The organism is Nocardiopsis chromatogenes YIM 90109 (assembly GCF_000341185.1).
Classification (GTDB): Bacteria; Actinomycetota; Actinomycetes; order Streptosporangiales; family Streptosporangiaceae; genus Nocardiopsis_A; species Nocardiopsis_A chromatogenes.
Genome location: NZ_ANBH01000163.1, coordinates 33858 through 57335, shown reverse-complemented (window position 1 = coordinate 57335; position 23478 = coordinate 33858). Strand labels below are relative to the sequence as shown.

General features: G+C 73.5%; 20 protein-coding genes. 16 read left to right on the top strand and 4 right to left on the bottom strand.

Annotation, left to right across the window (positions count from 1 at the left end; genetic code table 11):
• Positions 1-217 precede the first annotated feature (217 nt).
• From D476_RS0117155 to D476_RS39105, 4 genes are all read left to right on the top strand, one after another.
• Positions 218-1117, top strand: a complete 900-nt coding sequence (locus tag D476_RS0117155) for a YdcF family protein (RefSeq protein ID WP_017625162.1) — start codon at positions 218-220, stop codon at positions 1115-1117.
• A gap of 3 nt (positions 1118-1120) precedes the next feature.
• Positions 1121-2374 carry a deoxyguanosinetriphosphate triphosphohydrolase gene (locus tag D476_RS0117150; RefSeq protein WP_017625161.1) on the top strand — a complete coding sequence of 418 codons (1254 nt, stop codon included), beginning with the start codon at positions 1121-1123 and terminating at the stop codon, positions 2372-2374.
• 393 nt (positions 2375-2767) lie between these two features.
• Complete coding sequence (locus D476_RS0117140; protein ID WP_017625159.1) at positions 2768-4156, top strand: HNH endonuclease signature motif containing protein; 1389 nt, start codon at positions 2768-2770, stop codon at positions 4154-4156.
• A gap of 174 nt (positions 4157-4330) precedes the next feature.
• A complete protein-coding gene (locus D476_RS39105; protein ID WP_017625158.1) occupies positions 4331-4657 on the top strand; it encodes a hypothetical protein in 327 nt (108 codons plus the stop codon).
• On the opposite strand, the gene D476_RS39100 is transcribed toward D476_RS39105, so the two are convergent.
• Positions 4642-5292 (bottom strand): type II toxin-antitoxin system VapB family antitoxin, encoded by a 651-nt coding sequence (locus D476_RS39100; protein WP_275041555.1) that lies wholly within the window; start codon positions 5290-5292, stop codon positions 4642-4644. The genes D476_RS39105 and D476_RS39100 overlap by 16 nt on opposite strands.
• A 179-nt stretch (positions 5293-5471) precedes the next feature.
• Between D476_RS39100 and D476_RS0117130 the strand changes: the two genes are divergently transcribed.
• From D476_RS0117130 to mmsB, 12 genes are all read left to right on the top strand, one after another.
• Positions 5472-6479: a LacI family DNA-binding transcriptional regulator gene (locus D476_RS0117130; RefSeq protein ID WP_017625157.1), complete on the top strand. Its 1008-nt coding sequence runs from the start codon at positions 5472-5474 to the stop codon at positions 6477-6479.
• Between the two features lie 91 nt (positions 6480-6570).
• Positions 6571-8313, top strand: coding sequence for a ribulokinase (gene araB / locus D476_RS0117125; RefSeq protein WP_017625156.1), 1743 nt, complete (start codon positions 6571-6573; stop codon positions 8311-8313).
• Positions 8310-9005 (top strand): L-ribulose-5-phosphate 4-epimerase, encoded by a 696-nt coding sequence (locus tag D476_RS0117120; protein WP_017625155.1) that lies wholly within the window; start codon positions 8310-8312, stop codon positions 9003-9005. The genes araB and D476_RS0117120 overlap by 4 nt, the downstream gene beginning before the upstream one ends.
• Positions 9002-10396: an L-fucose/L-arabinose isomerase family protein gene (locus tag D476_RS0117115; protein WP_017625154.1), complete on the top strand. Its 1395-nt coding sequence runs from the start codon at positions 9002-9004 to the stop codon at positions 10394-10396. The genes D476_RS0117120 and D476_RS0117115 overlap by 4 nt, the downstream gene beginning before the upstream one ends.
• Before the next feature lie 83 nt (positions 10397-10479).
• Positions 10480-11793 (top strand): extracellular solute-binding protein, encoded by a 1314-nt coding sequence (locus D476_RS0117110; RefSeq protein WP_017625153.1) that lies wholly within the window; start codon positions 10480-10482, stop codon positions 11791-11793.
• A gap of 38 nt (positions 11794-11831) precedes the next feature.
• Entirely contained in the window at positions 11832-12788 is a 957-nt protein-coding gene (locus D476_RS0117105) for a carbohydrate ABC transporter permease (protein ID WP_017625152.1), read from the top strand.
• The gene (locus tag D476_RS0117100; protein ID WP_017625151.1) at positions 12785-13681 is read left to right on the top strand and encodes a carbohydrate ABC transporter permease; all 897 of its coding nucleotides are present in this window, start codon (positions 12785-12787) and stop codon (positions 13679-13681) included. The genes D476_RS0117105 and D476_RS0117100 overlap by 4 nt, the downstream gene beginning before the upstream one ends.
• A 47-nt stretch (positions 13682-13728) precedes the next feature.
• On the top strand, positions 13729-14766 hold the full coding sequence (locus D476_RS0117095; RefSeq protein ID WP_017625150.1) for an arabinan endo-1,5-alpha-L-arabinosidase: 1038 nt from the start codon (positions 13729-13731) through the stop codon (positions 14764-14766).
• 69 nt (positions 14767-14835) lie between these two features.
• Positions 14836-16362: an arabinosylfuranosidase ArfA gene (gene arfA, locus D476_RS0117090; protein ID WP_017625149.1), complete on the top strand. Its 1527-nt coding sequence runs from the start codon at positions 14836-14838 to the stop codon at positions 16360-16362.
• A gap of 14 nt (positions 16363-16376) precedes the next feature.
• Entirely contained in the window at positions 16377-17489 is a 1113-nt protein-coding gene (gene chvE, locus D476_RS0117085; protein ID WP_017625148.1) for a multiple monosaccharide ABC transporter substrate-binding protein, read from the top strand.
• Positions 17486-19069: a sugar ABC transporter ATP-binding protein gene (locus D476_RS0117080; protein ID WP_017625147.1), complete on the top strand. Its 1584-nt coding sequence runs from the start codon at positions 17486-17488 to the stop codon at positions 19067-19069. The genes chvE and D476_RS0117080 overlap by 4 nt, the downstream gene beginning before the upstream one ends.
• Positions 19066-20433: a multiple monosaccharide ABC transporter permease gene (mmsB, locus tag D476_RS0117075; RefSeq protein WP_017625146.1), complete on the top strand. Its 1368-nt coding sequence runs from the start codon at positions 19066-19068 to the stop codon at positions 20431-20433. Before D476_RS0117080 ends, mmsB begins: the two co-directional genes overlap by 4 nt.
• Here mmsB and D476_RS0117070 read toward each other — a convergent pair.
• From D476_RS0117070 to D476_RS0117060, 3 genes are all read right to left on the bottom strand, one after another.
• The gene (locus D476_RS0117070; protein WP_017625145.1) at positions 20338-21180 is read right to left on the bottom strand and encodes a carbohydrate ABC transporter permease; all 843 of its coding nucleotides are present in this window, start codon (positions 21178-21180) and stop codon (positions 20338-20340) included. The two genes, mmsB and D476_RS0117070, sit on opposite strands and share 96 nt — an antisense overlap.
• Positions 21177-22016, bottom strand: a complete 840-nt coding sequence (locus D476_RS0117065) for a carbohydrate ABC transporter permease (RefSeq protein WP_026123585.1) — start codon at positions 22014-22016, stop codon at positions 21177-21179. The genes D476_RS0117070 and D476_RS0117065 overlap by 4 nt, the downstream gene beginning before the upstream one ends.
• A gap of 106 nt (positions 22017-22122) precedes the next feature.
• Positions 22123-23472 carry an extracellular solute-binding protein gene (locus tag D476_RS0117060; protein WP_017625143.1) on the bottom strand — a complete coding sequence of 450 codons (1350 nt, stop codon included), beginning with the start codon at positions 23470-23472 and terminating at the stop codon, positions 22123-22125.
• Positions 23473-23478 lie beyond the last annotated feature (6 nt).

Sequence of the window (23478 nt, the reverse complement as noted above, 5' to 3'; positions counted from 1 at the left end):
CCGCACATGGGAAGGGAGGCGGGGGCCGGGCCGGTCGGCCCCCGCCCGCGAGGGAGGGCGGGGCGAGGGGCATGTCATGACATGAGACCTTCCCGTAATATGATCTCGACCCTCGTGGCGAGCGCCGCGTCCACTACTCTGTGGGCGCCGGGCACCAGCGCCCGGCCCGGCACGGTTGTCGGTTATGGTCGGGCGAACCACACGAACGGTCCCGGGGGTGAAGGTGCGGACAGCCGGCGAGGGACGCGCGGACGAGCCGCGCGATGAGCGGCCGGACGCCGGTCCCCCGGATCCCGAGGCGACCCGGGTGTTCGAGCGGACCCGGACCGTCGATCCCGAGGCCACGCGGGTCTTCACCCGTCCGGGTACCGCCCAGGGCCCCACCCCCGAGATCCTCGACGGCCCGGACGGCCCCGGAGACCCGCCCGACCCCGTCGAGCGGGGGAGGGGCGGCGGGGGGCGCCCGCCGCGCCGGCGCCGCCCCCGCATCCGGCTGGGGCGCATCATCGCCCTGCTCGTGGTCGCGGCCCTCGCCGTCCCCCCGGGCACGTGGACCTGGGTGTGGTGGACCGCCCGCCAGGACGAGCGCCCGACCTCCGACACGATCCTGGTCCTGGGCGCCAGCCAGTACAACGGGCGCCCCTCGCCGATCTTCGAGGCGCGCCTGGAGCACGCCGCCCACCTCTACGAGGAAGGGGTGGCCCCCACCATCGTCACCGTCGGCGGCAACCAGCCCGGCGACAACTACACCGAGGGCGGCTCCGGCCGCGACTGGCTCGTCGGGCAGGGCATCCCCGCGGAGTCGGTCGTCGCCGTCGAGGAGGGCAGCAACACCCTGCGCAGCATGGAGGCCGTCAGCGACGTCGTCCGGGCCAACGGCTGGAGCAGCACCGTGATCGTCACCGACCCCTGGCACAGCCTGCGCTCCCGCATCATGGCCCAGGACCAGGGGATGGAGGCCCACACCTCGCCCGTGCGGTCGGGGCCCGCCGTCATCGAGCGCAAGACCCAGCTGTGGTACATCACCCGAGAGACCGGGTCGCTCTGGTACTACTGGCTCTTCGGCGACAGCGCCGACGCCGACCTCGACATCGACACCGGAACCGACGCCGCCTAGCCCATGGCCGGTCCCGACGACGAACGGGCGCCCGGCGGCTACACCGGCCGCGACCGCGAGCGCCGCACCCCCGAGCCGCCCAAGAGCAGGGCGCGTGGGCCCTTCGAGCGCGACCGGGCCCGCGTCCTGCACAGCTTCGCGCTGCGGCGGCTGGCGGCCAAGACGCAGGTGGTGCGGCCCGGGGCCAGCGACTTCCCGCGCACCCGGCTCACCCACTCGCTGGAGTGCGCGCAGATCGGGCGCGAACTCGGGGCGGCCCTCGGGTGCGACGCCGACCTGGTGGAGGCCGCCTGCCTCTCGCACGACCTGGGGCACCCGCCGTTCGGGCACAACGGGGAGCGCGCCCTGGACGCGGCGGCGGCCGCGTGCGGCGGGTTCGAGGGCAACGCGCAGAGCCTGCGCATCCTCACCCGGCTGGAGGGCAAGGTCGTCGGGGAGGACGGGGCCGGGGCCGGGCTCAACCTGACCCGGGCCACGCTCGACGCCACCATGAAGTACCCCTGGCAGCGCGGCGGGGGAGGGGGAGACGGGCGCAAGTTCAACTGCTACCCCGACGACGCCCCGGTGTTCGACTGGATCCGCGGCGGCGCGCCCGAGGGGCGGACCTGCTTCGAGGCACAGGTGATGGACTGGGCCGACGACGTGGCCTATTCGGTCCACGACCTGGAGGACGGGCTGTACGCGGGGCTGGTGCGGCTGGATGCGCTGCACAGCCCGGCCGAGCGCGCGGCGGTGAGCGCGACCGCGTCGGGGCGCTACACGGACGCGCCGGTCGAGGAGCTGGAGGAGGCGTTCGCCGGGCTGCTGGCCGAGCCGTTCTGGCCGCGCCGCTACGACGGCGGCCTGGAGTCGCTGGCGGCGCTGAAGAACCTGACGAGCGAGCTGATCGGACGGCTGTGCCGGGCGGCTGAGGGCGCCACCCGCACCCGGTACGGCCCGGCGCCGCTGACCAGGTACGCCGCCGATCTGGCCGTGCCGCGGCGGGCGCTGCTGGAGTGCGCGCTGCTGAAGGCGGTGGCGGCGCACTACGTGATGGACCGGTCGGAGGCACTGGCCTACCAGGCCCAGGAGCGGGAGCTGATCGCCGAACTGGTCGAGCAGGTGCTGCACGGCGCACCGGAGACCCTGGACGCGCCGTTGCGCCCGGCCTTCACCGGAGCGAAGGACGACGCAGCGGCCCTGCGCGTGGTGGTGGACCAGGTGGCCTCGCTGACCGACACGTCTGCGGCGGCCTGGCACACCCGCCTGAAGAGCTGACCGGGAGCAGGGCCCCGGCGGCACGAGAGGTACCCCGTTCGGTGGCCCCGGCCGGGCGGCGGGCGGCGCATTCCCGGCATACCGGGCACGCCGGGATGGGATGGTGATCCTGTGTGGTGAATCTACCACCTGATCAGTGGTTTTGTGGTGATTTCACCACCCAGGATGAGCCCGAGGGGCGGGCCGGGCGGGTGGGGCTCCTCGCGCTGCCGCCCCGGGATCCCTGCCTGGGCCCCCTGCTCGGCCTCCGCCCCGGAGGCCCCGCCCCGCACCCTCACCCGGACCTCCCCCCCCAGAAACGATCTTGACGGCCCTGAACTGCGATAATGCGGTTTCTCCACAGCTTCCGAACTCGCCCTCGTTCTGTCGTACCCCTGTTCTAATGTTGGTGGTATGGCAAGCGAGAAGCACACCGGCGGGCCCCCGCCCGGATCGCGCGCCGAGCGCGTCCGGGCCGGGTTGGCCGGTGTGCTGGCCCAGGCCCAGGGGGTGCTTGCCGAGGACTTCGGGCCCGGCGCCCATCACCTGCTGTGCGACCTGCTGGCGGTGCTGGCCGCCGGGACCGGTTCGCTGGAGATGGCCCTGGCCCGCCTGGCCGGGCGCATCCGCGCGACCGGCGCCCTGGCCGGGAGCGGGCACGCCACGGTGGCCGGGCTCCTCAGGGAGAACGGGTGCTCCAGTGCCCAGGCGGCGGCGATCACCACGGTGGCCGACCACTTGGAGGACTACCCGGATGCGGTCAAGGCTGCCGAGGAGGGGCGCATCGGCTTCGCCCAGCTCGCCCTGGCCATGGCTCAGTGCGAGAAAGCCGTGGCGGGCCGCCCGGTGGAGCTGTTCCCCGACGCGGCCGATTACCGGTCCAAGGCCGAGCACATCATGGTCCAGGCCGCCGAGGCCGGAGCAAGCGACCGCACGCTCAAGCGGATCGGGGGCCAGCTCCCCCAGCGCATCAGCCCGCAGGAGCACGAGGAGCGCCACCGCGGCGCCTACGACACCCGGGGGGCGGACTTCGCCACCGACGCCTTCGGGTTCACCTTCCAGGCGTGGGGGGATGCGGTCTCGGAGGAGATCGTGCGCACCGCGATCGAGGCCCACACCGCCCCGCCCGATGGGCGCACGATCCAGCAGCGCCGGTTCGACGCCCTGGTCCAGTTGTGCGAGAACCGCCTGTTGGCCGAGGGGCTTCCGGTCCCCACCCCCGAGGAGGGGTCGGACGCGGCCGCCGCGCTGGCCGCCCCCCGCCCGGACTCCTGGGAGGATGGGGGCAAGGGGCGGCGGGGTCTGGCCCGCCCCCAGGTGAACCTGGTGGTCCCCCTCGGCTCGCTGCTCCTTCAGGAGGGGGCCGAGCCCGCGACCACCGACCGGGGGCGGCTGCTGCCGCCTTCGGCGGCCCGTTCCTTCTCCTCGGACTGCGTGCTGCGGCGCCTGGTCACCGACCCCGTCAAGGGCCTGGTCGATGTGGGCCGGGCCCGGCGCACCTTCCCCACCCGCATCCTCCAGGCCCTGGCTGCCACCGCTCCGGCCTGCCAGTGGGAGGGCGGGTGCTCGGTCCCGGCCCGGTGGTGCCAGGGCGACCACCGCACCGAATGGTGGGAGGGCGGCACTACCACTACCGCCAACGCCCAGCTTTTGTGCGGGCGGCACAACCGCGAGAAGCACATGCGCCGCCTGGAGGCCCACTACCGGGCCCGCCGCCACCAGGGCCGCACCGGCAAGCACGACACCGGACGGGAGACGGGTGGCGGGGACGACGGGGACTCCTCCCTACCCGAGGCCGCATAGGCCCCCGGACACCGGCAACCGGAACCCCCAAGGCACACCCCCGACAGGCGCCCGGGCACCCCGGGGGCCAACCTGCGTGGCGGAATCGACACTTTGAAGCGGGTCGGGTGTCGATGCCGACACCCAGGATGAGGCGGACCGGCACCCGGCCGGGGGACGGGCGCGGCGAGACCGGTGCAGCCGTCGAGGACGCCGTCCGTCGGCGCCGCCTGGAACGTCGCCTGCCAGTCGGTGACCTCGTCCCCCAGGAACATCGAGCGCTCGACATGGGTCAGGTGGTTGAGCAGGCGGCTCGTCGTGGGCGACCGCGACATGGCCTTGCCGCACTGGCTGGGCAGCGCCGACGGTCGCGCCGTGGAGCTGCTCATCCTGTTCGACCCGCAGGGGGTACGGACCCATGTCCACGCCGACCCCCACCGGCCGTCCGGGAAGGCGGCGGTGAACCGGCGTTCCTCACGGCCCGCCGCCCGGAGCCTCCATGGGGTTCAAGCAAGGTCGTGACGCTGGACCTTGAGGCGTGGATAAACCTCGGCGAGCTGGTCGAAGTCGCGGTCGCAGTGCACGGGGCCCGCTGATTCGGAGCGCGACGGCTGCAATCGGACAGTCGACGTGTTTTCTGATCGTCTTCCCGTGAGTGCGGGCCTCGCGGTAGATCTGGGCGAGCTGGTGATAGTCGGTTCGTGGATCGACGGGGAATAGTCTGAGGCCCTCTGTGAGCTGCTCGCGGCCACGGAGCTCTGAAGGGCTCTTCGCGCCGCAAAGGAGCTCGGCGACCGCAGGTTCGGTCGTCGCCGGATCGGCTCCGGATCGGATGAGGGAGCAAATGAAGAGGTCGGTCTCAGACTCCGTCTTACGGATTGCGGAGATACGTGATCCGGGCGGATATGTCGACCAGATGTGTCCTCTGTGTCCTCGTCATTCCGGCTTCTCGGTATCGGGGAACCGGGGCCCCGCATCTCCCCAAGGTCCCCTCCCCAGCCCATACCGCGAAGGCTGAGGAGGAACTCCTTGCTGAGGGGCGTTCCAAGGGCGCGCCGGAGGGCGATGTCGACGGCCTCGCGCCCGGTGCGCACGTTGAACGCGTCCATGGCGGCGGTGACCAGGTCGTCGTCGATCTCGATGGTGGTTCCGCCCATACGCCCATTCTGCACACGGGGTGTGTGCGATGGCGGCCGGTCGCGCAAGGTGACCATGCGGGTGGGGTCCGTGATCTCCCTCCGCCCCCTTGACGGCGTGAATGTTAGCGCTAACAATGTCACCCACGTCACAGCTCCCCGAGTGCAGTGGAGGACCAATGGCGGCCCCACCCGGGCGTATGCCCGTCATGGCCGATGTCGCGCGGGCGGCGGGGGTCTCGCACCAGACCGTCTCCCGCGTGCTGAACGGGCACCCCAACGTGCGCGCCGAGACGCAGGCGCGGGTGCTCGCGGCCATCGACGATCTGGGCTACCGGCCCAACTCCTCGGCCCGTGCCCTGGTCACCCGGCGCACCGGGGTGATCGGCGTGGTCGCGGTGGACACCGCCCACTACGGCCCCGCCCGCACCCTCACCGGGATCGAGCACGCCGCCCGCGCCGCCGGGTACTACCTCAGCGTCGTCACCCTCACCGAGGCCTCCGCCGGGCAGGTCCGCGAGGCCATGGACCACCTGGCCCGGCAGTCGGTCGAGGGCTACGTCGTCATCGCGCCCCAGCGCTCGGTCCTGGAGGGCATGCCCGAATGGGCCGGGGGCGCCCCGGTCGTGGCCGTGGAGGGCGGGGAGGCGCGCGAGCTCCCCGTCGTCTGCGTCGACCAGGAGGGCGGCGCCCGGATGGCCGTGCGCCACCTGCTCGGACTGGGCCACCGCACCGTCGGCCACATCGCCGGTCCCCGGGACTGGCTGGAGGCCGAGGCCCGCGTCGCGGGCTGGCGCGGCGCCCTGGAGGAGGCCGGCGCACCGGTCGGCGAGCCCCTGTTCGGCGACTGGCGCCCCCGCTCCGGCTACGAGCTGGTGCGGAGCCTCGTCGAGCGGGACGCCCTGCCGACCGCCCTGTTCGTGGCCAACGACCAGATGGCCGTCGGCGCGCTGCGCGCCCTCGCCGAAGCCGGCGTGCGCGTCCCCGACGACGTCTCCGTGGTCGGCTTCGACGACGTCCCCGAGGCCGCCTACTACTCGCCCCCGCTCACCACGGTCGCCCAGGACTTCACCGAGGTCGGCCGCCGCGGCATCGGCATCCTGCTGGACCTGCTGGACAGCGGGGAGCCCGCCGCCGAGTCCGCCGCCCGCGAGGTCGTGCCCGCGCGCATGGTCGTCCGCGCGAGCTGCGCCGCCCCCGCCCGATGACCGTGTCCGCCGCCCCGCCCCCGACGCCCGCCCGCCGCCCCCTCCCGCCGACCCGGCCGCCCACCTGACGCACGCCCGAGAGGAACCCCCCGTGACCGCCGCTGTTAACGCTCACAACATCCCGGACGGCGCCGCCGTGGTCGGCGTCGACTTCGGCACCCTGTCCGGCCGCGCCGTCGTGCTGCGGGTGCACGACGGCGCCGAGCTCGGGTCCGCCGAGCACCCCTACGCCCACGCCGTGCTCACCGACCGCCTCCCCGCCGGCGGCCCCGACCTGGCCCCCGACACCGCCCTTCAGGTCCCCGAGGACTACCGCGAGGTCCTGCGCCGCGCCGTCCCCGCCGCCCTCGCCGACGCCGGGGTCGACCCCGCCGACGTCATCGGCATCGGCACCGACTTCACCGCCTGCACCGTGCTCCCCGCCCTCGCCGACGGCACCCCGCTGTGCGAGGTCCCCGGCTTCGCCGACCGCCCGCACGCCTACCCCAAGCTCTGGAAGCACCACGCCGCCCAGCCCGAGGCCGACGAGATCAACGCCCTCGCGGCCGAGCGGGGCGAGCCCTGGCTGGCCCGCTACGGCGGCAGGATCTCCTCCGAGTGGGAGTTCGCCAAGGGTCTGCAGGTCCTGCGCGAGGACCCCGAGGCCTACGGCCGCGCCGACCGCTGGATCGAGGCCGCCGACTGGATCGTCTGGGAGCTGTGCGGCCGGGAGACCCGCAACGTCAGCACCGCCGGGTACAAGGGCATCCACCAGGACGGCGCCTGGCCCACCCGCGACTTCCTCGGCGCCCTCGACCCCCGCTTCGCCTCCTTCGCCGAGGACAAGATCGCCTTCCCCCTGTCCCCCCAGGGCGAGCGCGCCGGGGGACTGACCGCCCGCGCCGCCGCCTGGACCGGCCTGCCCGAGGGCACCCCGGTGGCCGTCGGCACCATCGACGCCCACGTCACCGCCGCCTCCGCGGACACCGTCGCCCCCGGCGAGATGCTCGCCATCATGGGCACCAGCACCTGCCATGTGATGAACGCCGAGGCCGACGCGGGCGCCCCCGCCGAGGTCCCCGGCATGTGCGGGGTCGTGGACGGCGGCATCGTCCCCGGCCTGTGGGGCTACGAGGCCGGACAGAGCGGCGTGGGCGACATCTTCGCCTGGTTCGCCGACTCCTTCGCCGGGGGCGCCGCCTCCCGTGAGGCCGCCGAGACCGGCGAGTCCCTGCACGACCTGCTCTCCCGCCGCGCCTCCGGGCGCCCGCCCGGCGCCCACGGCCTGGTCGCCCTCGACTGGCACAGCGGCAACCGCTCGGTCCTGGTCGACCACGACCTGTCCGGCGTGGTCGCCGGGCTCACCCTGGCCACCCGCCCCGAGGACGTCTACGCCGCCCTCGTCGAGGCCACCGCCTACGGCGCCCGCACCATCGTCGACGCCTTCGAGTCCTCCGGGGTGCCGGTGCACGGATTCACCGTCGCCGGGGGCCTCAAGCGCAACCCCTTCGTCATGGGCGTCTACGCCGACGTCCTGGGCCGCCCCCTGCACCTGGCCGACTCCGACCAGGCCCCGGCCGCCGGGGCCGCCATCCACGCCGCCGTGGCCGCCGGGGCCTACCCCGGCATCCCCGAGGCCTCGGCCGCCATGGGCGGGCGCACCCGCGACGCGGTGCTGCCCGACCCCGGCCGCACCGCCGCCTACGACCGCCTCTACGCCGTCTACACCGACCTGCACGACCACTTCGGCCGCGGGGGCAGCGACGCCCTCCACCGCCTGCGCGCCATCCGCAACGCCGCCCTCAACGGGGACGGGGCGCCCGCCGGGGCCGAGCACGAGGAGAGGATCCGATGACCACCGCCCTGCCACCGGAGGCCGCCGCGGCCGCGGAACGCACCCGGCGCGAGGTGTGCGACCTCCACGCCGAGCTGCCCCGCTGGAACCTGGTCACCTGGACCAGCGGCAACGTCTCGGCCCGCGTCCCGGGCACCGACCTGTTCGCCATCAAGCCCAGCGGCCTGTCCTACGACGAGCTCACCCCCGCCTCGATGGTGGTCTGCGACCTGGACGGCACCCCCGTCGACGGCGAGCACGCCCCCTCCAGCGACACCGCCGCGCACGCCTACGTCTACCGCGCGATGCCCGAGGTCGGCGCCGTGGTGCACACCCACAGCACCTACGCCACCGCCTGGGCCGCCCGCGGCGAGGCCATCCCCTGCGCCATCACCGCCATGGCCGACGAGTTCGGCGCCGAGATCCCGGTCGGCCCCTTCGCGCTGATCGGCGGCGACGACATCGGCCGCGGCATCGTCGCGACCCTGCGCGGCCACCGCTCCCCGGCGGTGCTCATGCGCAGCCACGGCGTCTTCACCGTCGGCAAGGACGCCAAGGCCGCCGTCAAGGCCGCCGTGATGTGCGAGGACGTCGCCCGCACCGTGCACATCGCCCGCCAGGGCGGCCCTGTCGAACCGCTCCCGCAGGAGCACGTCGACGCCCTCTACGACCGCTACCAGAACGCCTACGGCCAAAGGAGACAGCACCCGTGAGCGACCTTCCCCGCATCGGCCTGCTGGGCATCATGCAGCCGCTCTATGACGACATGCTGCCCGGCATCACCGAGCGCCAGCACGCCTACGCCCGCGAGGTCGCCGACTCCCTGGAGGGCGTCGCCGAGGTCACCGTCGCGCCCCCGGCGCGCGGCCGCGCCGACGCGGAGGCGGCGGTGCGCGGCTTCGAGGACGCGGGCCTGGACGGCGTCCTGGTGGTCATGCTGACCTACGGCCCCTCGCTGCGCGTCACCCGCCTCTTCCACCAGATGCGCCTGCCGGTGTGCCTGGCCAACATCCAGCCCGAGTCCCAGATCACCGACCGCTGGGGCATGGCCGAGATGACCTACAACCAGGGCATCCACGGCGCCCAGGACACCGCCAACGCCATGGTCCGCGCCGGGCTGCCCTTCGACGTGGTCACCGAGGACCGCCGCGCCCCCGCCTTCCGCGAGCGCGTCGGCCGCTGGGCCCGCGCCGCCCGCGCGGCCACCGCCCTCACCGAGCTCAAGGTCGGCGTGTTCGGCTACCCCATGAACGGCATGGGCGACGCCCGCGTCGACGAGAGCGAGCTGCTGCGCCACCTCGGCCCCGAGGTCGTGCACATCGCCCAGGGCGAGCTGCACCGCACCATGGCGGCGCTGACCTCCGAGGAGGTCGCCGAGCTGCTGCAGGCCGAGCGCGGCCGGTTCGCGATCGACGAGCGCCTGTCCAAGGAGGAGCTGGACGACCACGCCCGCCTCCAGCTCGGCATCGAGCGGGTGCTCCAGGGCCACGGCTGCTCGGCCTACTCCACCCACTTCGACGCCCTCGGCGAGGACGGCCGCTTCGCCCGGCTGCCCATGGCCGCCGCCTCCAGCCTGATGGCGCGCGGCTACGGCTTCGCGGGCGAGGGCGACGTGCCCGCCGCCGCGCTCGTCTACGCCGGGCACCGGCTGTGCGGCACCGGGCACTTCACCGAGATGTACGCGATGGACTTCCCCCGCGACGCCATCCTGATGAGCCACATGGGGGAGGGCAACTGGAAGGTCGCCCGGGACGACGAGCCGGTGCGGCTGATCAAGCGCCCGCTGGCCATCGGCGGCCTGGACGACCCGCCCACCCTGCTGTTCCGCATCCAGCCCGGCCCGGCCACCCTGGCCAGCCTGGTCACCCTCGGCGGCGGCCGCTTCCGCCTGGTGGTGGCCGAGGGCGAGGTGCTGGACGAGCCGCCCATGCCGTCCCTGGAGATGCCCTACGGCATGTTCCGCCCCGACAGCGGGGTGGGCGGCTGCATGGACGGGTGGCTCGCCGCCGGCGGCACCCACCACATCACCATGACCCCCGGCCGCACCGCCGCCGACTGGGAGTCGTTCTGCACCGCCGCCGGGGTCGAGTACCGCCCGGTCTGACCCCGCCCCATCGGCGCCGCCCTCCGCGCGGGGGAGCGGCGGCGCCCGCCTCCCCCGACTCCGCGACGTCACAGGAGTACCCCATGAACGTCGACCCGCCCCACCCACCGCCCCCCGGGATCGGCCGCCGCTCGCTGCTGGCCGGAGGGCTCGCCGCCGCCGGGCTCGCCCTGTCCGGCTGCGGGAGCACCACCGCCGCCGCGACCGGCGCGCCCGTCCCGATCCGCCAGTGGAACCTGTTCACCGGCGGCGACGGGGCGCGCATGGTCGAGATGCACGAGCGGTTCGCCGCCGAGCACCCCGAGTACGACCTGCGCCCCACCACCTACCTGTGGGGCAACCCCTACTACACCAAGTTCGCCATGGGCGCCGCCGGCGGCCGCTCGTTCGACATCGGCACCCTGCACCTGTCCCGGGTCAAGGGCATGGGCGCCGGGACCCTGATCGACCCGGTCCCGCGCGAGGTGCTCGCCGAGTTCGGCATCACCGAGGAGACCGTCCGGCCCGCCCTGTGGGACAAGGCCACCGTCGACGGGGAGCTGTACGCGATCCCGCTCGACACCCACCTGGTGGTCACCTACTACAACCGGGAGGTCTGCGAGCAGGCCGGGGTCCTGGAGCCCGACGGCACCCTGGTGCGCACCACCGGCGTGGACGACCTGTTCGACCTGCTGTCCGCCGTCAAGGACGTCACCGGGCAGTACGGCATCGTCATGGACACCACCGGCGCCTGGCGCCAGTTCTGGTCGCTCTACCGCCAGCTCGGCGGGGAGATGGAGCTGGAGGGCGAGCTCGGCATCGACGACGACAAGGCGCTGCAGAGCCTGGACTTCCTGCGCCGCGTCAGCCAGGAGGGCCTGGCCCCCGAGTCCTCCGACGCCCCCGGAACCCCGGCCCGCTTCCAGAACGGCATCGCCGGGCTGATGCTCGCCGGGAACTGGGAGCTGCCCACCATGCAGGACGCCGGCATGGACTTCGGAATGCGCCCCTTCCCCGGCGTCTTCGGCGATGAGCTGGGCCAGGGCGACTCGCACGTGTTCGTGCTGCCGCACCGGCGCGAGCCCGACGAGGAGGCCGTCCGGGCCTCCGTGGCGTACGCGGCCTGGATGCTCAAGAACAGCATCGTCTGGGCCGGGGGCGGCCACACCCCCGCCTACCTGCCGGTCGCCGAGAGCGAGGACTACACCGCGCTGGAGCCGCAGGCCGAGTACCGCGCGGCCGCCGACGACGTGCAGCTCGACCCGGACGCCTGGTTCAGCGGGTCGGCCGCGGCGCTGATGGCCGAGGCCAACTCGGTGATGGCGGGCGTGCACAACGGCTCGTCCACCCCCGAGGAGACCCTGGCCGCCTTCAAGCGCGCGGTCCAGAAGCTCATCGACACCCCGCCCCCGGTCTGACCGGGGCCCACCCCTCCGGCACGCTCTTGGAGTCCGCCATGACCGCACCCCCGACGGCGGGCCGGGCGAGCAGATCCGACACCAACGGACCCTCCGCCACCGGCTCCTCGACCCGGCGCGCACGCCGCACCGACCCCGCAGGCCCCGCCCTGGTCCTGCCCTTCGCCCTGCTCTTCGCGCTGTTCCTGCTCTGGCCGCTGGCGGCCGGGCTGTGGACCAGCTTCACCGACCGCTCCCTGGTCGGCACCGCCCCCTCCTTCACCGGCCTGGACAACTGGGCCGAGATGGCCGCCGACCCCATGGTGTGGCGGTCGCTGTGGACCACCCTGCTGTTCACCCTGCTCACCACCCCGCCGCTGGTCGCGGTCGCGCTGCTGATGGCGGTGCTGACCCAGCGGGCGGTGCGGGTGGGCTGGTTCCTGCGCTTCTCCTTCTTCTCGCCGTTCCTGCTGCCCGTCGCGGTGGTCTCGCTGATCTGGGTGTGGATCTACCAGCCCGGGTTCGGCATGCTCAACGGCGCCCTGACCGGCATGGGCCTGCCGGAGGTGAACTGGCTCGGCGACGAGGGCACGGTGCTGCTGTCCATCGCCGTCACCACCGTGTGGTGGACGGTCGGCTTCAACTACCTGCTCTACCTGGCCGCCCTGCAGGGCATCCCCTCCCAGGTGTACGAGGCGGCCTCGCTGGACGGGGCCGGGCCCTGGCAGCGGTTCCGCGCTATCACGCTGCCGCTGCTCAACCGCACCACCGCGATCGTGGTGCTGCTGCAGATGGTGGCCTCGCTGAAGCTGTTCGACCAGGCCTACCTGATGACCAACGGGTCGGGCGGGCCGGGCTACGCCGCGCGCCCGATCATCGGCTACATCTTCGACACCGGCTTCACCAACCTGCGCATCGGCTACTCCTCGGCCATCTCCTACTTGTTCTTCGCCGTGATCATCGCGGTCTCCGCCCTGCAGTTCTGGCTGTTCACCAGGAAGGAGAACACCGCATGAGCGCCCCGACCCAGGCCGCTCCGGCCGCCGCGCCGCGCACCGCGGCGCCCGCGCCGGACGCCCCCCGCCGCCGGTGGCGCGTCTCCCCGACGGGGGCCGCCGCCACCGTCTCCGCCGTCGTGCTGGCCCTGCTGTGGCTGCTGCCCCTGGTGTGGGCGGTGCTCACCTCGCTCAAGCCGGAGGCCGAGACCACGGCCGTGCCCATCCGCTGGCTGCCCGTCGAGCCGACGATCGAGGCCTACCGCCTGGTCATCGCGCGCGGCGACATCCAGCAGTGGCTGATCAACAGCACCGTCATCTCCGTGCTGGTCACCGCGCTGACCCTGGTGCTGTGCGCGATGGCGGCCTACGCCTTCTCCCGCACCGAGTTCCGCGGCCGCAACGCCCTGCTGCTGCTGTTCATCGCCGGGATCATGGTGCCGCCGCAGGTGCTCATCGTGCCGCTGTTCGACCAGATGCGGCTGCTGGGCATGGTCGACACCTACTGGGGCGTGGCGCTGCCGCAGGTCGTGGCCCCGGTCATGATCTTCATCCTGAAGCGGTTCTTCGACGCCATCCCGCGCGACTACCTGGAGGCCGCGCACCTGGACGGAGCCGGGCACCTGCGGGTGCTCACCTCGGTGGTGCTGCCGATGTCCGGGCCGATCCTCGCCGCGGTCGGCATCTTCACCTTCGTCCAGGCATGGAACAACTTCCTGTGGCCGTTCGTGGCGACCACCGACCCCGCCCTGATGACGGTCCCGGTCGGCCTGGGCACCGTGCAGGGCGCCTACGGCATCCAGTACGCCCAGCAGATGGCCGCCGCCGTGCTCGGCGCGGCGCCCCTGATCGCGGTCTTCATGGTCTTCCAGCGCCAGATCGTGCGCGGCGTGACCGACGCCGGACTGAAGTAGCCCCGACCCGCCCCCGTCCCGAGCATCCCGAACCGGAGGTACCCCCCATGCCCCGCACCCGTACCCCGATGGCCGCGGCGGCCGCCGCCGCGGCGCTGGCCGCCCTGGCCGCGTGCACGCCCGCGCCGCAGGCCGCCACCGTATCGGCCGTGTCGGCCGACTCCGCCGCCCCGCCGCCCCCGCTTACCGGCGACACCGGGGTCCACGACCCCGGCCTGGTCGCCGGAGGGCCGGGGGAGGACTGGTACGTCTTCGGCACCGGAGACGCCGACATCGGCGACGGCAACATCCGCATGTTCGCCTCGCCCAACGGAAGCCACTGGCAGGAGACCGACACCGTCTGGGACACCAAGCCCGCCTGGCTCGCCCAGGAGATCCCGGGCGTGGAGAACCTGTGGGCGCCCGAGGTCTACGAGCACGACGGCACCTACTACCTCTACTACTCGGCCTCCACCTTCGGCTCCCAGCGCTCGCTCATCGCCCTGGCCACCAACACCACCCTCGACCCCGACGACCCCGACTACCGGTGGGTCGACCGGGGCAAGGTCTTCGAGAGCCACGAGGGCGACCCCTACAACGCCATCGACCCGGGCATCGTCGAGGGCGCCGACGGGAGCCCGTGGATGGCCTTCGGCTCCCACTGGGGCGGCATCTACATGGTCCCCCTCGCCTGGCCGGACGGGAAGGTCGCCGACGGAGCCGAGCCCTTCAAGATCGCCGACCGGCAGGAGGGCGCCAACCGCATCGAGGCCCCCTCCATCGCCGAGCACGGCGGCGACTACTACCTGTACGTCTCCTTCGACGCCTGCTGCCAGGGCACCGACAGCACCTACAAGATCGCCGTCGGCCGTGCGGACGAGCCCACCGGCCCCTACACCGACGCCGACGGCGTGCCCATGACCGAGGGCGGCGGCACCGTCATCCTCGCCGACCGCGGCGGGGACGTCGCCGCGGGCGGACAGTCCCTGTCCGAGGGACACATCGCCTACCACACCTACGGCCCCTACGGCACCCCGGGCGACTTCCGCCTGGGCATCGAGCCCGTCCGGTGGACCGGCGACGGCTGGCCCGTCCTCGCGCACTGAGCGCACCGAGCGACCACCGCCCCGGGGCCCACCGGCCCCGGGGCCCGACCACCCCAGAGAGGACCCCGCGTGCACAAGGCCGAACTCACCCTCGACCCCGCCTTCGCCGTGGCCCCCGTCCACCGCAGGCTGTTCGGCTCCTTCGTCGAGCACATGGGCCGCTGCGTCTACACCGGCATCTACGAGCCCGACCACCCCTCCGCCGACGCCGACGGGCTGCGTACCGACGTCGCCGCGCTCATCCGCGAGCTGGGCGTGACCACCGTGCGCTACCCCGGCGGCAACTTCGTCTCCGGCTACCGGTGGGAGGACGGCGTCGGCCCCAAGGAGGACCGCCCCGTCCGCCGCGAACTGGCCTGGCACAGCACCGAGACCAACCAGTTCGGCCTCGACGAGTTCATGCGCTGGGCCCGCGGCCTGGACATCGAGCCGATGATGGCCGTCAACCTCGGCACCCGCGGCATCCAGGAGGCCCTGGACCTGCACGAGTACGCCAACCACCCCGGCGGCACCGCGCTCAGCGACCTGCGTGCCGCCAACGGGTCGCCCGACCCGCACGCCATCCGCATGTGGTGCCTGGGCAACGAGATGGACGGCCCCTGGCAGCTCGGCCACAAGACCGCCCGCGAATACGGGCGCCTGGCCGCCGAGACCGCCCGCGCCCTGCGCACCGCCGAACCCGGCCTGGAGCTGGTCGCCTGCGGCTCCTCCGGCCGCTCCATGCCCACCTTCGGCGCCTGGGAGGCCGAGGTCCTCGGCGAGTGCTACGACGAGGTCGACTTCGTCTCCCTGCACGCCTACTACGAGGAGTACGACGGCGACCTGCGCAGCTTCCTGGCCGCCCCGGCCGACATGGACCGCTTCATCGAGGAGGTCGTGGCCACCGCCGACCACGTCGGCGCGCGCCGCAAGAGCTCCAAGAAGATCATGCTCTCCTTCGACGAGTGGAACGTGTGGTACCTCAGCCGGTTCGAGCGCGAGCAGGCCGAGAACCCGCCGGCCGACTGGCCGGTGGCCCCGCGCGTCATCGAGGACCGCTACAGCGTGGCCGACGCCGTCGTCGTCGGCGGCATGCTCAACAGCCTGCTCCGCCACGCCGACCGGGTCACCGCCGCCTCCCAGGCCCAGCTCGTCAACGTGATCGCGCCGATCATGACCGAGCCCGGCGGCCGCGCCTGGCGCCAGACCATCTTCCACCCCTTCGCCCGCACCGCCGCCGCGGCCCGCGGGCAGGTGCTGCGCGTCGAGCCCAGCGCGCCCCGCCACGACACCGGCCGCTACGGGGAGGTGCCGCTGCTGGACGCCGCCGCCACCTACGACGGGGACTCCGGCCGCGCCGCCCTCTTCCTCGTCAACCGCTCCACCGACACCCCCATGGAGGTCTCCGCCGACCTGCGCGGCCTGGACGGCGTGGCCGCCGCCTCCGCGCTCACCCTGGCCGACGACGACGTGTACGCCGCCAACACCGCCGACGACCCCGACCGGGTCGCCCTGAAGGAGAACAAGGACGTGCGCCTGGACGGCGGACGCCTCACGGCGGTCCTGCCGCCGGTCTCCTGGACCTGTGTGGAACTCGCGGGCCCGGCGCCCGCCTAGAGGAGGCGAAACAGATGGACACGACGCGCAAGCACCCCGCCCGGCGCACGGCCCTGGCGGCCGCGGCGCTGGGCGCCGCCCTGTCCCTGGCCGCGACCGCCTGCGGCGGCGTCGGCGACGCCGCCCGCCCCGAGGGCGAGAACGGCACCGTCGGCATCTCCATGCCCACCAAGTCCTGGGAGCGGTGGGTGCAGGACGGCGACAACATGGTCGCCGCCCTGGAGGAGGCCGGATACGGCGCCGACCTGCAGTACGCCGAGGACGTCGTCGAGGACCAGGTCGCCCAGATCGAGAACATGATCACTAAGGACGTCGACGTGCTCGTCGTCGCCCCCGTCGACGGCGAGGCCCTCACCGACGTCGTCCAGCAGGCCGAGGACGCCGACATCCCCGTGCTCGCCTACGACCGGCTGATCATGGACGCCGAGGGCGTGGACGCCTACGCCACCTTCGACAACTTCAAGGTCGGCGAGATCCAGGGGCGGTACATCGCCGACCAGCTGGACCTGGAGAACGAGGAGGGCCCCTTCACCATCGAGCTGTTCGGCGGCTCACCCGACGACAACAACGCCTACTACTTCTTCGACGGCGCCATGTCGGTCCTGCAGCCCTACATCGACGACGGCGTGCTGGAGGTGCCCAGCGGCCAGACCGAGATGAGCCAGATCGCGACCATGCGCTGGGACGGGGCCGTGGCCCAGGACCGGATGGACAACCTGCTCGGCGCCCACTACTCCGACGAGGAGCTGGACGCGGTGCTCTCGCCCTTCGACGGCATCAGCACCGGCGTCATCTCCTCCCTCAAGGGCGCCGGATACGGCACCGGCGACAAGCCCCTGCCGGTCGTCACCGGCCAGGACGCCGAGACCGCCTCGGTCAAGTCCATCATCGACGGCGAGCAGACCCAGACCGTCTTCAAGGACACCCGCGAGCTGGCCGACGCCGCCGCCGGGATGGCCGCCGCCCTCGCCCAGGGCGAGGAGCCCGACGTCGACGACACCGAGTCCTACGACAACAACGCCAAGGTCGTGCCCGCCCGCCTGTTGGAGCCGGTCTCGGTGGACGCCTCCAACTACGAGGAGGTCCTCATCGACAGCGGCTACTACGAGGAGTCGGACCTGACATGACCGCCGCCGACCACTGGGGGCCGCCGGCGCTGAGCATGCGCGGCATCCGCAAGACCTTCCCGGGCGTGGTCGCCCTGGACGGGGTCGACCTGGAGGTCCGCCCCTCCGAGATCCACGCCGTCACCGGGGAGAACGGCGCCGGGAAGTCCACCCTGATGAAAGTGCTCAGCGGGGTGCACCCGCACGGCACCTACGAAGGGCGCATCGAGGTGGAGGGGAGCGAGCGCCGCTTCGCCTCCACCTCCGACAGCGAGCGCGCCGGGATCGCCATCATCCACCAGGAGCTGGCGCTGGTCCCGCAGCTCAGCATCGCCGAGAACGTGTTCCTCGGCAACGAGCGGGCCCGGAGGCGGTTCGGCCTGGCCGTCGTCGACCAGGAGGTCTCGGTCGCCCGCGCACGCGACCTGCTGGAGCGGGTCGGCCTGGACGCCGACCCCTCCGCCCCGCTGGGCGAGCTCAGCGTGGGCCGCCGCCAGCTCGTGGAGATCGCCAAGGCGATCGCCAAGCAGGTGCGGGTGCTCATCCTGGACGAGCCCACCTCCGCCCTCAACGAGGCCGAGAGCGACGCCCTGCTGCGCCTGCTGCTGGAGTTCAAGGAGCAGGGCATCGCCTCCATCCTCATCTCCCACAAGCTCGGCGAGGTCACCCGGGTCGCCGACCGGATCACCGTGCTGCGCGACGGCCGCAGCATCGAGACCCTGGACGGCGCCCGCGGGGAGGTCACCGAAGAGCGCATCATCCGCGGCATGGTCGGCCGGGACCTGGAGCACCGCTACCCCGGCCCGCCCGGGGGCGCCGGGCCGGTGCGCTTCGAGGTGCGCGACTGGACCGTGGACCACCCGGTGCAGCGGGGCCGCCGCGTCGTCGACGGCGCCCACCTGGAGGTGCGCGCCGGGGAGATCGCCGGGCTCGCCGGGCTGATGGGCGCGGGCCGCACCGAGCTGGCCATGAGCCTGTTCGGCCGTTCCTACGGGCGGTACGTGCGCGGCACCCTGCTCAAGGACGGCGCCCCGCTGGCCCCGCGCCACCCGGCCGAGGCCGTGGCCGCCGGGATCGCCTACGTGCCCGAGGACCGCAAGGAGCTCGGGCTGGTCCTGGACGACCCGGTGCGCTCCAACCTGACCCTGGCCGGGCTGGACCGCCTCAGCCGGGGCGGGGTGGTGGACGCGGCCGCCGAGCACGCCGTCGCCGAGGACCTGCGCACCCGCATGGGGGTGCGCTGCCGCGACAACGGCCAGGCGGTGGTCGAGCTCAGCGGCGGCAACCAGCAGAAGGTGGTGCTGGGCCGGTGGGTGTACACCCGCCCCGACCTGCTCGTCCTGGACGAGCCCACCCGCGGCGTCGACGTCGGCGCCAAGTACGAGATCTACGAGGCGGTGCGGGCGATGGCCGCCGAGGGGGCGTGCGTGCTGCTCATCTCCTCGGAGCTGCCCGAGCTGCTGGGCATGTGCGACCGCGTCTACGCCATGTGCGAGGGGCGGATCACCGGCTGCCTGCCCGCCGACGAAGCCGACCAGGAGGCACTCATGACGCTCATGACCGGCGCCCCGCCCGCGGGCGCCGCCGAGGGGGGCCGGTGAGGGCCGCGGCGGCCGGAGGGGCCGCCTCGGTGCGTGCGGCGCTGCGCGGCAACGCCCGCCGCTATGGCATGGTCATCGCCCTGGCCGCGATCGTGGTGCTGTTCCAGGTCCTCACCGGCGGGCTGCTGCTGCGCCCCGCCAACGTCAGCAACCTCGTCCTGCAGAACTCCTACGTGCTCATCCTCGCCGTGGGCATGATGCTGGTGATCATCACCGGGCACATCGACCTGTCGGTGGGCTCGGTCGTGGCCTTCACCGGCGCCGTATCGGCCATCATGCTCGCCGAGTGGGGGCTGCCGCTGCTCATCGTCCTCCCGCTGTCGCTGCTGGTCGGCGGGCTCATCGGCGCCTGGCAGGGGTTCTGGGTGGCCTATGTGGGGCTGCCCGCGTTCATCGTCACCCTGGCCGGGATGCTCGTCTTCCGCGGCCTGACGCTGCTCGTGCTCGGCGGCGAGTCGGTCGGCGACCTGCCGCCGGAGGCGCGCAGGCTGGCCACCGGGTTCGTGCCGGGCTTCGAGGCCGGCGGGGTCGACATCGTCCCGCTGGCGCTGGGCGCCGCGGTGGCGGCGCTGGTCGTCATCGGCCTTCGCACCTCCCGATCCCGGGCGCTGCGGCACGGCATCCGGGTCGTCCCCGCGCCCGCCGCCCTGGCGGTGCAGGCGCTGGCCGTGGCGGCGGTGCTCGCCCTGTGCACCGCCTTCGCCCTGCACAGCGGGGTCCCCTGGGTCGGCGCCCTGCTGCTGGTGCTGATCGCCGGGTACGCGCTGTTCATGGCGGCCACCGTGCCCGGGCGCCGGGTCTACGCCACCGGCGGCAACCCCAAGGCGGCCGAGCTGTCCGGGGTGCGCACCAAGCGCACCGTGTTCTGGGTGTTCGTCAACATGGGGGCGCTGTCGGCGCTGGCCGGGCTGGTCTTCACCGCCCGGCTCAACCTCGCCGCGCCCGGGGCGGGCACCATGTTCGAGCTGGACGCCATCGCCGCCGCCTTCATCGGCGGCGCGTCGGCCTCGGGCGGCGTGGGCACCGTCGTCGGCGCCGTGGTCGGGGCGCTGGTGATGGGCGTGCTGAACAACGGCATGTCCATCATCGGGCTCGGCGTGGACTGGCAGCAGGCCATCAAGGGCCTGGTGCTGCTGGTGGCGGTCGCCTTCGACGTGCTGGGCAAGAAGGGGACGCTGGCCTCCGGCCTCCAGGGGCTCCGGGGCCTGCTCGGGGGCCGCTCGGGCGCATCCCCCGGCGCCGACGGCCCCGGCGGCGCCGGAGGGGGGTCACCCCTTCATGGCGCCGCCCAGGGAGAACCCGCCGCCCAGGAGACGGGCGACGGCGGCGTACAGCAGCACCACCGGCAGGGTGTACAGCACTGAGTACGCTGCCAGCGGGCCGTAGTCCATCGAGCCGTACTGCCCGAAGAAGGTGTAGATCCGCACCGCGGCCGGCAGCCGCTCGGGGGTCTGCAGCAGCACGAACGGAACGAAGAAGTTCCCCCAGGCCAGCACCAGGGTGAACACGCCCACCACGGACAGGCCCGGCAGCGCCAGCGGCACCACGACGCGCAGCAGCGACTGCCGGGCCGAGGCCCCGTCCGCCCAGGCGGCCTCCTCCAGCTCCACCGGGATGCCGTCCAGGAAGCTCTTGGTGAGCCAGATCCCGAACGGCATCCCGGCTGCGGCCAGGAACAGCATCACGCCCCACCGCGAGTCCACCATCCCGACGCGGGAGAACAGGCTGTACACGGGCACCATGATCGCGGTGACCGGCAGTCCGGTGGCGAACAGCACCGTGTACAGGAACGGGCGGCCGAAGCGCAGCTGGAAACGGGAGAGCGGGTAGGCGGCCAGCACCGAGGCGGCCACGGTCACCAGGGCCGCGCCGCCGCACATCCACAGCGAGTTCGCCAGCGGGACGAACAGGGTGTCCGGGGTGGCCACCGTGGCGAAGTTGTCCAGCGTGGGCGCCCGGGGCAGGCGCGCCCGGGAGGCGGCTTCGGAGTCGAAGGCCGCCACCAGCCACAGGGCCGGAAGCGCGAACGCCGCGGCGAGCAGCGCCAGCAGGGCGTGCACCACCGCCGCGGCGGCCGCCCGCCGGGGAGAGGCGACCGTCCACGGCTTCATCGGACCTCCTCGGGACGGAGCGTGCGCAGGTACACCGCCGAGAACAGCCCGGCCACCGCGAGCAGCGCCAGGGCGACGGTCGTTCCGTAGGCGATGTCGCCCATCCGCAGCGCCTCGGTGTACATCAGCAGCGGCAGGGTGGTGCTGCGCCCGGCCGGGCCGCCGGCGGTCATCACGTAGATCAGCGTGAACACCTGCACCGTCTGCAGGGTGACCAGGAGCAGGGTCGCGGCGACCGTGCGGCGCAGCAGCGGCAGCACGACGTGCCGCACCACCGCCGCCGTCCCGGCCCCGTCGACCCGGGCCGCGTCCTTCAGCTCCCCGGGCACCTCGGACAGCGCCGCCGAGTAGGCCATCATCGAGAAGGCCGTGCCCTTCCAGGCGTTGGCCAGGACCACCGCCAGGATGGGCACGGTGGTCAGCCACGACTGCTGCGGCGCGCCCAGGGCGTCGAGCACCCGGTTCAGGGTCCCCTCGCGCTCCAGGAACGCCGCCCACACGAACCCGGCGACCACCTCGGGCAGCACCCAGGCGCCGACCACGATGCCGCCCACGGCCGACCGCACCCACGGGCTCCGGCCCTGCATCAGCAGCGCCAGGAGCATTCCGAGCACCGTCTGCCCCACGATGCCCGAGCCGATCAGGAACACGGCCGTGAGCACGGTGGCGTTCAGCACCGCCGGGTCGGTGGCCAGGCGCTCGAAGTTGGCGAGCCCGACGAACTCGGTGCGGGCCGCCCCGGGGCCGGTCAGGGCGGCGTCGGTGAAGGAGGCCCACAGGGTCCACACGACGGGGGCGGCGAAGAACGCGAGCAGCAGCGCGGCGGCCGGGGCGATCGGCGCCACCCGGGCGGCGGGGGAGGGGAGGAGCGGGTGGCGCCCCGCCCCTCTGCTCCGTGCGCCCCGCGCGGCACGTGCGCCGCCGGGCCGTCCCTGGGCCCCCTCACCCACCGGTGACCTGGTCCGCGCCGACGATCTCCTCCAGTTCGCGGTCGTAGGCGGCGGCCGCCTCCTCCGGGGTGGCATCGCCCAGCAGCACCGACTCGGTCGCCTGCTGGACCGCCTGCGACACCCGCGGGTACTCGCCGTAGGCGGGCCGGAAGTGCGTCACCTCGACCAGCTCATCGGCCTCGGGAACGATGGGGGAGCGCTCCTGGTACTCCTCGGACTCGGCCACGTCGGCCCGAACCGGGATCTGCGCGCCGCGCACCGCGAACTCGGTGGCGTTCTCCTTGTTCAGGGCCATCGCCATGACCTCCCACGCCAGGCCGGGGTCGGCGGTCTGCGCGCCCATGGCCAGGGTCCAGCCGCCGGAGAGGCTGGTGGCGCCGGGGGCGGAGCCGTCCTGGGTGGGCATGGCGGTGAAGGCCATCTCCTCCTCCCACTCGGGCCAGGGGCTGGCGCCGCCCTCGATCCAGGTCTGGGTGGCCCACGACCCGTCCAGGCTGATCGCCATCTCCCCCTGGGGCATCCGCTCCTCCAGGTTGAGCGTGGGGGCGCTGGCGTTGAGCATGTCCCGGGTGTCCAGGGAGAGGCCCTCGGAGTAGACGGTGTCGTAGAACTCCAGGGCGTCGGTGAACCCCTGCGACCCGGCCACCCACATGCCCGCCTCCTCGTCGTAGAGGCGGTCCGGGGTGCCGGTGAGCAGCATCTGGAAGCCCTGCATCGAGGAGACCTCCCCGGCGGGTGTGCCGCCGAACAGGTTGAACGCGGTCACCTCGTCGCCGAACTCCTCCTGCACCGCGCGTGCGGCGTCCAGGACCGCGTCCCAGTCCTCCGGCTCCCAGGGGACCTCCACCCCGGCCTGCTCCAGCAGGGTGCGGTTGTACCAGAGGCCGCGGGTGTCGGTGCCGAGCATCACCCCGTACCGGGAGCCGTCCCGCGCCGTCACGGCGGCGTCGGCCTGTTCGCTGTACTGGTCGGCGTCCTCCCAGGACTCCCAGAACTCGTCGAGGGGGTGCAGGTATCCGGCCTCCACGTCCTGGTTGATGGTGAAACTGTCCTCGTAGAGGATGTCGGGGGCCTCGGAGGCCGACCGGTTCATCAGGTTGACCTGGGTCTGGTAGTCCTCGGCCGGGGCCTCGACGGGGTGCAGCTCGACGGTGACCCCCTCGTTCGCCGCCTCGAACTCCTCCTTGACCGTGCGCATGATCGCGTCCGCGGCGCGGAACGCTCCGAAGTCCTGGTAGACGACCTTCACCGTGCCGGGGTCGCGCCCGCTCCCCTCGCACCCGGCCGCAGCCGGGAGCGCGGCCAGGAGCAGCGCGGCCGCGGCCGCCGGTGCCCGCTTCATCGGCCA